Here is a 13,867-nt window from a genome sequence, read left to right as displayed (position 1 = left end):
AATTACATTAACCCCCTTCCCACTTTGTTCAATTTATTCCTGGACTCGAAATCCTTAACCATTTTATCGAGTATTCCGTTTATGAAGATACTGCTCTTGGGGGTAGAGTATTCCTTGGCGATCTCGAGGTACTCATTGATGGTTACTTTAATGGGTATGGAAGGAAATTTCAGGAACTCACAGATGGCCATTTTCAGTAAGACCTCGTCCACTTCCGCGATCCGGTCGGTATCCCAGTTGGGGGTTTTACCAGATATTTCCTTCTGAAGTACTTCCTCATTGAGTACGGTTTTGCGGAAAAGTTCCCTGGAAAACATACGGTCCTCTTCATCCTTGAAAAGCCGGGGAAGAAAATAACGCTCGTTATCCGCAGGCTTTACCTTTCGTATCAGTTTCAGGATAAAGGTATTTACCAACGGAAGGTCATCTACCCATGTAAGGTTAAAATCTTCTATGTAATCATAAAGTTTATCGTTAGGGGCTATTACTTCCTTGTAAAGGTCCTGCAGAAATTCTTTATCTTCTTTAAAGGAGGAAGTACGGGTAGACATATATTCCGCATAGAAATCGCTCTCTTCCATTTCCTTAAACAGTACTTTCACATACTCCTCGTCCAGGTACCAGTTATTGAGTTTCCGGTTTTTCAGCTCGTCCGCAAGAAGTATGTTGTTCCCCAGAAGTGCCAGCACCTTGTTGTCCACAAATTTGCGGTTAGGATTTTTTTCTTCTTCCGTCGCCAGATATTTTTTCCCCGAAGCTGTTAACCTGTAAGCACCCATTTTCTGCATTTCCACCAAAAGGCTCAAAAGCACAAGATAGAGGTTATACATATTCTCCATGCTCGCAGACAGAAATTTTTCTTCCTTGTCCAGGTCGGTTTTTTCGGCTTGGGTCAGCGCGTAAATGGATTGCATTACCTTAACCCGAATATGTCGTCTTGTTAACATATGAAAAGAACTTGTTGCCTTTAAAAAAATTAAGGCGAAAGAAATATTCTTTCGCCCTGCAAAAATAAGTGTTTCCGGTTGCAAATTCCAAGTTTTTATGTTACCAAATGGGAATTTTGGTTTCCGCAACGGAATTTATGCATTTTTTTCCTGTTTTCTGGCATCTATTCTGGCCTGTGCCACACGTAATGCGGACTGGTGTGTGGTACAACCGTTTTTCTCGGAATGTGCAAAAATTTCTCCCGTCGTATGGTAAATATTCTCGGTTTTTCGCCGGATCTCATCTTTTCCGTACCCTTCCAGTTCGGCATAAACGTTGATAATACCACCTGCATTAATAAGGAAATCGGGAGCATAGGCGATGCCTCTCTCACGGAGTATGGCCCCGTGCCTGTTCTCATCGGCAAGCTGGTTATTGGCCGCCCCGGCTATAACTTTAGCGTTAATTTTATATACCGTATCATCATTTATGGTTGCGCCGAGGGCACACGGTGCGTAAATATCCACATTGGCGGTATACAGGTCGTCTCCCGTATACACCACCGCACCGTATTTTTTGCTTACTTCCTGCAGACGGTCTTCGTTGATGTCGCTTATTAATACTTTGGCTCCTTCTTTGGTCAGGTACTCTACGAGGGATGCGCCCACATGCCCGATACCCTGTACCAGGACCTGTTTGCCCTCCAGCTTATCCGTACCGAACTTAAATGCCGCCGCAGCTTTCATGCCCATATACACACCAAATGCCGTAATCGGCGAAGGGTTGCCCGCACCTCCCCTGGACTCGGATACCCCGGTCACATAGGGAGTTACATCTCTTACAAGGTCCATATCCGAAGTTTCCATGCCAACATCCTCTGCCGTTATATATTTACCGCCCAGAGAATTGACGAACTCACCGAACCTCCGCATCAGTTCCGGAGTTTTCTGTGTTTTTGCATCTCCTATGATAACCGCTTTTCCCCCGCCCAGATTCAATCCGGTTACGGCAGATTTGAACGTCATTCCACGGGAAAGACGGAGCACATCATTCAGGGCTTCCCATTCCGTATTATAGTTCCACATCCGCGTTCCGCCAAGCGCCGGTCCTAATACCGTATTGTGGATACCGATAATTGCTTTTAATCCTGTATCTTTGTCATTACAGAATACGATCTGTTCGTGATCATCAAACGAAAGTTGACCAAAAACCGGGTCAACTTTTTTAAGTTCGTCGGGATGTAAGAGATCTGTCATCATTATGCTTTGGATATTAGAGTTATCTTTATTTTAAACATTTGATAAAATCAATAGACAAAAATACGAATAAATTGACGATATCTTAAAAACAAGCACTTTAAAATGACGATTTAACAAAACAACTGTTCTTTTTGATATTTTATGAAGGAATTAAAATACATTAACAAATACTTTAAAAAATATAAGGCAAAACTCCTTATCGGCGTCATTATCACTATCATAGCCAGGATATTTTCGCTGGTTATGCCGCCTTATATCAGTAAATCTATCGCTGCCGTCGAGGATTTTTTATCCGCCGAAAATGCGGATAAGGCCGCTTTGCAGTCCACGCTGCTCACCTATATTCTCATTATTGTCGGTTCTACTTTACTTTCTGCCTTTTTCACTTTCCTGATGCGGCAGACCATTATCAACATATCCCGTTATATAGAATACGACCTGAAGAACGAGATATTCCGGCACTACGAAAAACTATCGCTTAATTTTTACAAAAAGAACCGGACGGGCGACCTGATGAACCGTATCAGTGAAGATGTCAACCAGGTACGTATGTATGCCGGGCCGGCAGTTATGTACAGCATACAGACCCTGACCCTTTTTCTATGTGTTATCCCCATTATGTTTTACAAATCGCCTACGATGGCTTTTTACTGCCTGATACCACTCCCCTTCCTTTCCTTCCTTATTTACAGGATAAGCAGGGTTATTCATAAAAAGAGTACCGTGGTACAGCAATATCTGTCAACCTTGTCTACTTTTTCGCAGGAAACTTTCTCCGGTATCTTTGTGATAAAGGCCTATAACATAGAGCCCCGCATCAACCGGGAATCCGAAGTCCTTGCGGAAGACGGGAGAAAAAAAAGCCTGGACCTGGCCCGGGTAGAGGCATGGTTTATGCCACTGATGACCCTGCTCATCGGGATAAGCAGTACCATTGCCATATATGTTGGGGGTAACCAGTATATAAACGGCGAGATCGAAACGGTGGGGATTATCGCGGAATTTATTATTTATATTGCCATGCTTACCTGGCCCGTAGCTATTGTAGGCTGGGTAACTTCAACGGTACAGCGGGCGGAAGCATCCCAGAAACGGATCAACGAGTTCCTCAATACGGTACCCCAAATACAAAACAGCAATCCTGCCCCCACACCCATTCACGGAAAAATCGAATTTCGGAATGTGTCATTTACTTATGAAGACACCAATATAACCGCACTGAACAATCTGTCCTTTACGCTCAACCGGGGAGAGACCCTGGCCATCATCGGCAAAACAGGTTCCGGAAAATCGACCATACTGGACCTCATAGGCCGGTTGTATGATGTGGCCGAAGGAGAAATACGTATCGATGATACCCCGATAAAGGAACTGAACCTGCACGACCTGAGAAAAGCCATCGGCGCCGTACCCCAGGAAGCCTTCCTCTTTTCGGACAGCATTAAGAACAATATCAAATTCGGTAAAGCAAATGCCACCGACCAGCAGGTTATCGATGCTGCCAGGCGGGCGGAAGTACATAAAAACATTGTAAAATTCACCAAAAAATACGATACGGTACTGGGCGAAAGGGGTATTACACTCAGCGGCGGACAAAAGCAACGGGTATCCATCGCCAGGGCACTTATCAAAGACCCGGAGATATTTTTATTTGACGATTGCCTTTCGGCGGTAGATACCGAAACCGAAGAAAAGATTTTGAAACACCTCCATAAGGTATCAAGAGAAAAAACAACTATTATCGTAAGCCACAGAATCTCCTCGGCCAGGAATGCCGACAAAATCCTTATTCTGGAGAACGGTTCGGTTGTTCAGCAAGGCACTCATAATCAACTTATAAATACGGAAGGATATTACAAAGACCTGTATTTGAGCCAGCTTTCGGAAAAAGAAATGTGAGTTTTTTGTTGCTTCATTTCATTTTTTTTCACATTTTTGGTTCTGTTTAACTATACAACTAATTTTTAAGATTAGAGGGATTATGAGTGAAAAAGATTTACTAGAGAAAGATGAAATATTCTCGAAAGTATTACGAGCCGGAAGGAGAACTTATTTCTTTGATGTAAGGGAGACCAAAGCAGGAGATTACTACCTAACTATTACGGAGAGTAAAAAATTCACACATGACGATGGTTCTTTCCATTACAAAAAGCACAAAATTTATCTGTACAAGGAGGATTTCGATGCCTTTAGGGATATTCTCGGGGAAATGACCGATTACGTTATAGACGAAAAAGGAGAAGAAGTAATTTCCGAGCGTCACCAGAAAGACTTTAAAAAAGAAGAAGTCGAGTCGAACGGAGAAGTCTCTGCCAGCGAAAGTTTTACGGATTTGAGTTTTGACGATATATAAGCGTTAAAACTTATTTAAAATCTCTGACCGTTCCCTTAAAAAGGAGCGGTTTTTTTATATTTATTCCCGACTAACCGTTATAATCATGAAAAAATCAGCACTACTCTTTTTGCTTGTGCATTTTTCCTATGCGCAGGAAGCTGTTAACCTCAATTATTATTTACCTCAGAACATCTCCTACCGTACGGACATTCCTACACCACAAAGTATTATCGGGCATGAGGTCGGCGAATGGCACGTAACGCACGACAAGCTTATCGAATACATGAAAGTGCTCGCCGCAGCTTCAGACCGGATCACTATCGAAGACCGCGGTACCACTTATGAAGGGCGCCCCTTACCTCTCCTGGTGATCACCTCTCCGGAAAACCACCGGAACCTTGAAAACATACGCCGGGAACACATCAAACTCACAGAAGCCGGGAGCGAAGACCTCAGCACGGACAATATGCCGGCCGTGGTCTACCAGGGATTTTCCATACACGGTAACGAACCGAGCGGCTCCAATGCGGCACTGGCCGTGGCATACTATCTTGCGGCAGGACAGGGACCGGAAATGGACGAATTGCTAAATAACCTTGTTATACTCTTTGATCCGGCCTTGAATCCGGACGGACTGCAACGTTTTGCCTACTGGGCCAATACCAACCGGAGCAAAAACCTGAACCCCGACAATAACGAAAGGGAATATCACGAAGTATGGCCGGGCGGAAGAACCAATCACTACTGGTTTGATATGAATCGCGACTGGCTCCCCGTGCAGTTACCGGAAAGCCGTGTGAGGGTAAAGAGTTTTCACCAATGGTTGCCCAATATCCTCACCGACCATCATGAAATGGGAACGAACTCCACGTTCTTCTTCCAGCCGGGAGAACCTTCGAGAGTTCATCCCCTGACCCCGGAAATGAACCAGGAACTGACCAGGGAAATAGCACAATTCCATGTAAAAGCACTGGACAATATCGGGTCGCTTTATTTTTCGGAAGAGAACTACGATGATTTTTACTACGGAAAAGGTTCTACCTTCCCGGATATAAACGGCAGTATCGGTATTCTCTTCGAACAGGGCAGCTCCAGGGGCCATGTACAGGAAAGTGAGAACGGGCTCCTCACTTTTCCTTTTACCATCAGAAACCAGTTTACCACAGCCCTTTCTACCCTAGAAGCGGCCAGGAACATGCGGAAGAAACTCCTGGACTATCAGCGCGGTTTCTATAAAGACACCCGTTCGGAAGCGGCCGGGAACAAGGGGAAAGCCATTGTTTTCGGCGATGAAAAGGATGCGGCGAAGGCCTGGCACCTTGCGGAAATACTAAAAAAGCACCAGATCAGGATCCACGAGGTCGCCGAAGATTTCACCGAAAAAGGAAAGCTGTATAAAAAAGGGTTCAGCTACGTCGTTCCCCGTAATCAAAAGAATATCAAGATCATCAATGCCATGTTCGAGACCCGCACCGAGTTTACGGACAGCCTCTTTTACGATATCTCCTCATGGACCTTTCCCTTGGCATTTGATGTGGACTATACCACGGTAAGCACGTCGCGGAGCGGAGCGGAAATTACCGATCTTCGCCTTCGGGAAGGCAGTGTTACTGCCAAAAGCAATTACGCATACCTTTTTGAATGGCATGAATACTATACCCCGAAAGCCCTTTACAAAATATTGCAAAAAGGTATCCGCGCAAAAGCAGGCAGAAGCATTTTTTCCATAGAAGGCAAAGAATATGATTACGGGACTATTATGATCCCGGTACACAACCAGAGTATCAGCAGTGATGAACTCTATGCGTTTTTACAGGAAACAGCACGGGAAGCACATATAGATATTCACGGCGTAGGTACCGGCTCCGCAATAGGCACCGATCTCGGCAGCGGCCAGTTCGGCACTCTCGAAATACCCCGGGTAGCCATCCTTACCGGTAACGGCATCTCCCCTTACGATGCCGGGGAAATATGGCACATGTTCGATCAGCGGTACGATATTCCCATCACCAAAATAGACGAAAGCTATTTCAGCCGTGTAGACCTCGACAGGTACAATGTCTTTATCCTGACGAACACCGGGGGAAACCTGAACAACAACATCAAGGAAAAACTACAGAACTGGGTGAAAAAAGGCGGCACGCTGATCGGTTACCGGAATGCCATAAACTGGCTGAAAAAGAATGAATTCATAAGTACGGAATTCCGAAAAACGGATATCGTTGCCAAAAATGTAACCTATGAAGAGCAACAGGATTTCCGCGGAGCACAGGTCACCGGGGGTGCCATATTCAAAGCGGAAACAGACCGGTCACACCCCATAAATTTCGGTTACAAAAACAACAGTATATCCCTCTTCCGCAATACCAATATCTTTATGGAACCGGACAAGCAAAGCTATAACAATCCTATCCGCTATACGGACAACCCCCTGGTAAGCGGATACGTTTCCGAAGAGAACCTCGAACAGCTGAAGGGGTCGGTACCGTTTAAGGTGCAACAGTCGGGCAAAGGAAAAATAATACTGTTTACCGACAATACCAACTTCCGGGCTTTCTGGTTCGGCACCAACAAATTACTTATGAATGCCGTTTATTTCCACGAGTTCATGTAAGAGCATGTTTAAAAAGAATTCAATTGACTAAAATCATCATTATTTTTCACTACAATCAATCCTCTTTAAACATGCTCTGATTCAGGATTATCAACGGGCGGAGAAATACTGTCAGGCAATTCTCTGCCCGTTCTCTACTTTAAAATCCGGGGCAAGCAATACCACATCCCCTTCCTCTCCGACGGCACCTACCACAAGGCACTCGCTCATAAAATTGGCAATCTGTTTTTTAGGGAAATTCACTACTGCTACGACCTGCCGGTCCAGCAACTCTTCTTTCGTATATCTTTTAGTGATCTGTGCCGATGATTTTTTCCGGCCTATGGTCTCTCCGAAGTCTATGACCAATTGGTATGCAGGCCGCCGGGCTTTGGGGAAATCGTTTACTTCTACGATAGTCCCTACGCGTATTTCTACCTTTTCAAAATCTTGCCAGGATATTTCTTCCATGTGTCAGTCTGTTTAAAAACACCAAACTTAATACAAGAAATACCCAATTCCAAAGGATTTAACGCATGCCTGCAGTATTTAAAAAGAGCCCGGGCAGGCACTAGACCACTACTATTTTGCACCGAAAGGTGCAGCGTATTTTTATAAATAATAAAATGGCTCTTTAATGATGGGGTATAAAGTTATTCAACTGGTAAGACAACAGGCATTAGATCAATACTCTGATAATATACATTAACCAGGTAACCGAACTATAAATTTTCACATAACAAAATATCGTACTGATCCCGAAGCTACCGAGAGCAGGGCTCTGCCCTTTACCCGTAACCAATTAATGGATACGAAGTTTATCCATCATTTCCTTGGAAATATTGCCGGAATAGACCCCATAGGCATCCAGCAGCAACCCTCTTTCTCCTTTTGCGGTCTCTATAGCATACAGTACGGCATTATCATCCGGATTGGATTTACCTTCGAAGCGATAAATTTTAAGCACATTGAGATCCTCGGCAGGAATATGACTGCTTTTCTGGGTGTTATGCACGCCTTTGTCCCGCAGGTTGTAATCCTGCGTAAACCCTTCTTCCTTGAGTTCCGCAATGGCTTGCGACAATGTATCATAAGCATTCTTCATGGCGTAAATATTTGGCAGATCGATTTCTTTAAAATTACGAACAATAACACGGAAAACAAATAATTTTCTATGCCTTTTTAAAAAGATTCTGTATCACCCAGGCCGGACCTATCAGCAGGAACTGAATGTCCTTCAGAAAAGAGGGCTTCTTCCCTTCTATCTTATGCCCATAGAACTGTCCCACCCATGCAACGGCAAAAATAAGAAGGGATACCAGCCATAAGGGGGCAATGCGGGAAATCCAGATATTGACGATGATACACAATGCGGAAAATAACAGTATCTTGAATGCCATGGAAAGGGATAAACGGGCATAAAAGATCAAAACCAGGATCAGAACAACTACGGCCCAGTTTTCTACATACGGATTTTCACCGGGCCATATTCGTTGCGGCAGACCGGCCGGAATACTCATCAGCAAACCCACTATGGAAAAAAAGATGGCCGGCACACAAATGTAATGGATCTTCTTGTTGGTCTTGTTCTGGTGGCTAACGGCATAATCGTCGAACCATTGTTGCAATGTTTTCATAATCGGAATTGTTTATAGGTAACATATCAATATTTTTAAGTCAACTACCTCGGGGCAATCCCGATAATTACCGGGACACTTAGTGAGTAAGCCACTACAATTTACGATATTTTCAATTATCCCTGCTCTGCACATATAAAATATCAAAGGAAAACTGCCGGAAGGGATTAGAGCATCTTCAAAAAGCAGACTTGACCTCCTGCGGATAACCACGGTAAGAAGTTATTACGCAGGGATACGCAAAGAAAACGCAGAGGTATGCGAATAGTTACATTTTGCGGATCTTTGCGCCCGCTCTGTGAACCTCCGTGCGATAACTAAAAACCTGCACATCAATTCCGGATACGTTTGCCCTGAAAAGCACAAATTCGTAACTTCGGTCCTCTTATTACGTAAGGCTTATTACCTTATGGAAAAGTCATTTCTAACAAAAATCTGACAAATCATGGCAAGAACACCCAGCAATATGCTCGCCCTGGGGACCAGGGCACCGGAATTCGACCTGCCGGATACTGTTTCCGGAAAAAATATTTCCCTTTCGGATATACGGGGAGAAACAGCCACGGTAATCATGTTCATCTGCAATCACTGCCCGTTTGTAAAGCACGTGAATCCGGAGATCACGAGGCTTGCCACGGATTACGGGGGGAAAGGGATCGGCTTTGCCGCTGTCTCCAGTAACGATGCAGAGAATTATCCGGATGACGCTCCCGGGCTCATGGCAGAAAATGCCCGGGAACAAGGCTTTCCGTTCCCGTATCTGTACGATGAAACACAAGAAACGGCGAAAGCCTATGACGCGGCATGCACCCCGGACTTTTACATTTTTGACAAGGCCCTCCAACTTGTTTACCGGGGACAGCTGGACGATTCCCGGCCGGGAAACGGAATCCCCGTAACGGGAAAGGATATGAGGGCGGCCCTCGATGCCCTTTTAAAGGGAGAGAAAGTCCCGGAAATACAAAAACCGAGCATCGGGTGTAATATAAAATGGAAGAAATAATATTTTCCACAAAAAGTTGTACCGGTCCCGGATCAGGAAAGCCATCCGTTTCTCTCGAGCAGATTCCGGATATGCATGTAATGATGATTGCAATGCCAGGCATAAATACCGATATTTTCGGCCAATGTGACCTTCCTGTTACCTGCCGGGTGAATAAATGTTCTTTGCAGATCACTTTCCTCCAGCCCGTTAAGCAGGTAAACCCATTTGGCGTGCAGTGCCCTTAAACCGTCTAATGCCAATGTTACGGGGGCAGATTTCGTATCGGGCAGTTCTGCCCAGCGATCTTCAAAATACGCTTTTATAACCGGCGAGTCTTCGGTTAATGTCCATTTAAAACGGACATAACTGTTGGTATGACTGTCATACAGGTGATGTACCACCTGGCGGACCGTCCATCCGCCCGGCCGGTAAGGGGTATCCAGTTGTGTATCTGTCAATTCCTTTACCAGTTTTTCCAGTCGCCCCGGAAAAGTTTCCAGCACTGCGGTCCAGGCCGCTGTTTCTTCTTGGCCTATATGTACCGGGGCGGCAAACTTCCCGATCGGGTATTGTAATTTTTCCATAGCTGTTCCTTATAACTCTCAAAATTAAAAAGTTATTTGCAGAGTACCGGGCTATTAATCCGAAAAAATGATCCCGTACAAATATTAGCAATATCCACAGGGAAAACGGATTCAAAAAAAACTAATAATTGCAACGTTTAGAATTCCAGGTTGCAGGTTTACTTTCTGGGCTCAGAACCCAAACCTGCAACTTGTAACTTGTAACTTATAACTTGTAACAAAAGAACAATCCCCCCGACTCCATCCCGATATATCAGGACTCCTCAAACCCGAATGTAACACTCTTACTTCTTACCAATTACCACTCCTCCCGTATATAATGCGTTTGCCCTGGCAATATCCACTCCTTCTTTTGGCATTAACAAATATTTTACAGGGAAAATTTCTTTTTTCCATTTTACTCTAGTAACTTTATAGGCTAAATAGTTTAATAAAAAGAACGAAGATATGAGCACAATACGATTAGGAGACAAAGCTCCCAACTTTAAAGCACAGACCTCCGAAGGGGAGATCGATTTTTATGAATATCTGGGAGACGGATGGGGAATCTTATTCTCTCACCCGGCAGATTATACCCCGGTTTGTACCACAGAACTTGGTGCGGCTGCAAAATACAAAGCCGAGTTTGACAAGAGGAATGTAAAGGTACTGGCATTAAGTGTAGACGGTGTAGAATCGCACAAAGGGTGGATCAAGGATATTAACGAAACCCAGAACACGTCGGTAAACTTCCCTATCATTGCGGATGAGGACAGGAAAATAGCCACCCTTTACGACATGATACACCCTAATGCAAGTGCAACGGCAACCGTACGTTCCGTATACATCATAGGACCGGATAAAACCATAAAACTGATGATCACCTACCCGGCATCGACAGGCAGGAATTTTGACGAACTGCTCCGGGTTATCGATTCGCTCCAGCTCACACAATATCATAAGGTGGCCACGCCCGCAAACTGGAAACACGGAGATGAAGTGGTCATTGTCCCTTCCGTTTCCAACGAGGAGGCTACCGGTATATTCACCAAAGGGTTCAGGGAAGTAAAGCCTTACCTCCGGCTAACTCCCCAGCCCAACCTGAATTAGTTAGTTAGTTTCAATCAGAAAAGGAGCGGCCTAAAACCGCTCCTTTTTATTTCCTGTTAAACCATTTCGGGGATTTAGCTTATTTTCACCAGTTCCACATCAAAAACCAGGGTAGCATTAGGCGGAATCACCCCACCTGCCCCCCGGCTTCCGTAAGCCAGTTCCGGCGGAATTACAAGCCGTGCCTTATCGCCGGTGTTCAGTAGTTCTATACCTTCTTCCCAGCCGGAAATTACCTGGCCGGCACCTAACCGGAAATCTATCGGCTGATTTCTTTTGTAGGAAGAATCGAAAACACTGCCGTCCATGAGCATGCCTTCATAGTGCACGGAAACCGTTTTCCCTTTTACGGCTTTATCTCCGTTGCCCTTTTCCAGTATTTTGTACCACAGGCCGCTTCCCGTCCGGTCGAAGCCTTCTGTCAATTTTTTCAGGGTATCTTCCGTCTTTTGTTTTTCTTCCGCAAGGCGTTGTTCCTTGGCTGCCTCAAATTTCCGGAATTCCCCGACGGCGTCCCATTTTTCAGCCTCTTCGCCTACCCTTACTATTTCCACGCTTTCTATCAGGTCTCCCTGGCGGACGGCATCTACTACATCCTGTCCGCTTTCGACAAATCCGAATACCGTATGTTTACCATCCAGCCATGCGGTTTCCACATGTGTTATAAAAAACTGGCTGCCATTGGTGCCGGGACCTGCATTTGCCATAGAAAGTACTCCGGGGCCGTAATGTTTTAAATCGGGGTGGAATTCATCGTCAAACTGATAACCCGGGCCACCGGAGCCGGTTCCCTCGGGACATCCTCCCTGTATAACAAAATCGGGGATCACCCGATGAAATGTAAGTCCGTCGTAATACGGTTGCCCCTGAGGCCTTGCCTTGTTTTCGAGCTTTCCTTCCGCCAGACCTACAAAGTTACCTACCGTCCCGGGGGTCTTGTCGTGGGTTAACTTCACGAGAATTTCTCCCCTGGAGGTATTAAATTTTGCATAAATACCGTTTTGCATGCTAATCTGTTTTTTTGGATAAGTCACAAATATAAACATATTTTTGCGAGTCCCCGGCCAGAAACTCGGCGCAGTCCGTACCCTTATTTCCGGGTCCGGCTCCAGGCTTTCGGGGACGGACAAAAGCTGAAATCACACCTGAACCCCCTTCGGGCAGGAAAAAAAGTAACCGGAAGCAGCCTTAATCCGCATCCGGGGAACATTTGTCCCGTTCTCCCCTGCAAAACGTCATGTATCCCCCCGGAAATAAATCCGTTATCTATTATCTTTACTGTAAGAAACTGTTTAAGTTTTATCCTTTGGTTCTTTTACGCGTCTTTTTCCGCCATATTTCAGGTATTTTTCGATCCGTAGCTATGGCTATGCACCTCAAAATACCTTCATCTGACGAAAAAATACACTATAAAATATTCCAAAAACAAAATTTAAACAGTTTCTAAGTCTGACAACATAAACACCACATTATGAAAAATACAAAAACACAGAAAATCGTTCCTGGTCTCTGGTTTGACAATGAAGCAGAAGATGCCGCGGCTTTTTACATTTCGATATTTAAAAATTCGGGAACGGGAAGAACGACAAGATACGGTAAAGAAGGTTTCGAATTTCACGGAAAACCGGCAGGGTCGGTAATGACCGTGGAATTTGAGATAGAGCATTATAAGTTTGTGGCCATTAACGGGGGGCCGCAGTTCAAACCAAACCCGTCGGTATCTTTTTTCGTTACCTGCGAAACGGAAACGGAAGTGGACGAACTGTGGCAAAAATTATCGGAAAACGGCAATATTCTTATGCCGCTGAACACCTATCCCTGGAGTAAAAGATACGGTTTTATTCAGGACCGTTATAGCCTCACCTGGCAGATCAGCCTTGGCAATATAGCGGATGTGGGCCAAAAGATAGCTCCCTGTCTTTTATTTGTCAATAAAAATATGGGGCTGGCCGAAACGGCCATATATCATTATACCGGAATATTCACGCCTTCGGAAATCGATGGTATACTTAAATATGAGGCCGGGGAAGAAGCCCCGGAAGGTGCTGTGAAACACGCCCAGTTTCATTTACTCGGGGAAAAATTTATGATCATGGACGGACCTGGCCAACACGATTTTTCCTTTAACGAAGCAGTCTCTTTTATCGTAAACTGCAAAGATCAGGAGGAAACGGATTATTACTGGGGCTGTCTCACCGAAGGCGGAGACGAAAAAGCACAGGCTTGCGGATGGCTCAAAGACAAATTCGGACTTTCCTGGCAGATTGTTCCGGAAGCTGTTTCGGAAATGCTTCAAAACGCAGATGAAAAGCAATCCGACAGGCTTATGCAGGCCCTCTTACAAATGAAAAAAATAGACCTGCAAAAGCTGGAGGATGCTTATAAGCCTGTTTAAAGGTCTTATCCTTATTAAAAACCAGACCTCTACTGCCCGAAAGCAATGAAATTGCTCTTTAGT

The 13,867-nt window shown here is 44.8% G+C and carries 13 protein-coding genes; 6 read left to right on the top strand and 7 right to left on the bottom strand.

Translation table 11 applies throughout. The features are described from left to right. Positions 1 to 2: 2 nt before the first annotated feature. Both nusB and ED312_RS00190 read right to left on the bottom strand, forming a co-directional pair. The gene (gene nusB / locus ED312_RS00195) at positions 3 to 947 is read right to left on the bottom strand and encodes a transcription antitermination factor NusB (RefSeq protein ID WP_170164416.1); all 945 of its coding nucleotides are present in this window, start codon (positions 945 to 947) and stop codon (positions 3 to 5) included. Between the two features lie 135 nt (positions 948 to 1,082). Beyond that, positions 1,083 to 2,186, bottom strand: coding sequence for a Glu/Leu/Phe/Val family dehydrogenase (locus ED312_RS00190; RefSeq protein WP_123213973.1), 1,104 nt, complete (start codon positions 2,184 to 2,186; stop codon positions 1,083 to 1,085). Positions 2,187 to 2,327: 141 nt separating this feature from the next. Here ED312_RS00190 and ED312_RS00185 point away from each other — a divergent pair, with 141 nt between their 5' ends. The 3 genes from ED312_RS00185 to ED312_RS00175 all read left to right on the top strand — a co-directional run bounded on the left by ED312_RS00185 (position 2,328) and on the right by ED312_RS00175 (position 7,135). Then, positions 2,328 to 4,085: an ABC transporter ATP-binding protein gene (locus ED312_RS00185; RefSeq protein WP_123213972.1), complete on the top strand. Its 1,758-nt coding sequence runs from the start codon at positions 2,328 to 2,330 to the stop codon at positions 4,083 to 4,085. An 82-nt stretch (positions 4,086 to 4,167) separates the two neighbouring features. Further along, a complete protein-coding gene (locus tag ED312_RS00180) occupies positions 4,168 to 4,539 on the top strand; it encodes a PUR family DNA/RNA-binding protein (protein WP_123213971.1) in 372 nt (123 codons plus the stop codon). Positions 4,540 to 4,624: 85 nt separating this feature from the next. Further along, positions 4,625 to 7,135 carry a M14 family zinc carboxypeptidase gene (locus tag ED312_RS00175; RefSeq protein ID WP_123213970.1) on the top strand — a complete coding sequence of 837 codons (2,511 nt, stop codon included), beginning with the start codon at positions 4,625 to 4,627 and terminating at the stop codon, positions 7,133 to 7,135. Between the two features lie 111 nt (positions 7,136 to 7,246). Here the strand turns inward: ED312_RS00175 and ED312_RS00170 are convergent, their stop codons facing one another. The 3 genes from ED312_RS00170 to ED312_RS00160 all read right to left on the bottom strand — a co-directional run bounded on the left by ED312_RS00170 (position 7,247) and on the right by ED312_RS00160 (position 8,751). Then, entirely contained in the window at positions 7,247 to 7,585 is a 339-nt protein-coding gene (locus tag ED312_RS00170; RefSeq protein WP_123213969.1) for a tRNA-binding protein, read from the bottom strand. A 331-nt stretch (positions 7,586 to 7,916) separates the two neighbouring features. Next, entirely contained in the window at positions 7,917 to 8,219 is a 303-nt protein-coding gene (locus ED312_RS00165; protein ID WP_123213968.1) for a phosphoribosylpyrophosphate synthetase, read from the bottom strand. Between the two features lie 67 nt (positions 8,220 to 8,286). Next, positions 8,287 to 8,751, bottom strand: a complete 465-nt coding sequence (locus ED312_RS00160; RefSeq protein WP_123213967.1) for an Mpo1 family 2-hydroxy fatty acid dioxygenase — start codon at positions 8,749 to 8,751, stop codon at positions 8,287 to 8,289. Positions 8,752 to 9,196: 445 nt separating this feature from the next. On the opposite strand from ED312_RS00160, the gene ED312_RS00155 reads away from it, so the two are divergent. Beyond that, on the top strand, positions 9,197 to 9,754 hold the full coding sequence (locus ED312_RS00155; RefSeq protein WP_123213966.1) for a thioredoxin family protein: 558 nt from the start codon (positions 9,197 to 9,199) through the stop codon (positions 9,752 to 9,754). A gap of 32 nt (positions 9,755 to 9,786) precedes the next feature. Here ED312_RS00155 and ED312_RS00150 read toward each other — a convergent pair whose 3' ends face one another. Continuing rightward, positions 9,787 to 10,320, bottom strand: coding sequence for a YfiT family bacillithiol transferase (locus tag ED312_RS00150; RefSeq protein ID WP_123213965.1), 534 nt, complete (start codon positions 10,318 to 10,320; stop codon positions 9,787 to 9,789). 447 nt (positions 10,321 to 10,767) lie between these two features. On the opposite strand from ED312_RS00150, the gene ED312_RS00145 reads away from it, so the two are divergent. Further along, positions 10,768 to 11,409, top strand: a complete 642-nt coding sequence (locus tag ED312_RS00145) for a peroxiredoxin (RefSeq protein ID WP_123213964.1) — start codon at positions 10,768 to 10,770, stop codon at positions 11,407 to 11,409. 74 nt (positions 11,410 to 11,483) lie between these two features. Here ED312_RS00145 and ED312_RS00140 read toward each other — a convergent pair whose 3' ends face one another. Beyond that, the gene (locus ED312_RS00140) at positions 11,484 to 12,416 is read right to left on the bottom strand and encodes a peptidylprolyl isomerase (RefSeq protein WP_123213963.1); all 933 of its coding nucleotides are present in this window, start codon (positions 12,414 to 12,416) and stop codon (positions 11,484 to 11,486) included. A gap of 464 nt (positions 12,417 to 12,880) precedes the next feature. Between ED312_RS00140 and ED312_RS00130 the strand changes: the two genes are divergently transcribed. Then, complete coding sequence (locus ED312_RS00130) at positions 12,881 to 13,804, top strand: VOC family protein (RefSeq protein WP_123213961.1); 924 nt, start codon at positions 12,881 to 12,883, stop codon at positions 13,802 to 13,804. The last annotated feature ends 63 nt before the right edge of the window (positions 13,805 to 13,867 follow it).

Source organism: Sinomicrobium pectinilyticum (assembly GCF_003725735.1).
Classification (GTDB): Bacteria; Bacteroidota; Bacteroidia; order Flavobacteriales; family Flavobacteriaceae; genus Sinomicrobium; species Sinomicrobium pectinilyticum.
The sequence above is the reverse complement of the archived record's forward strand: the minus strand, read 5'-3'. Positions and strand labels throughout refer to the sequence as shown.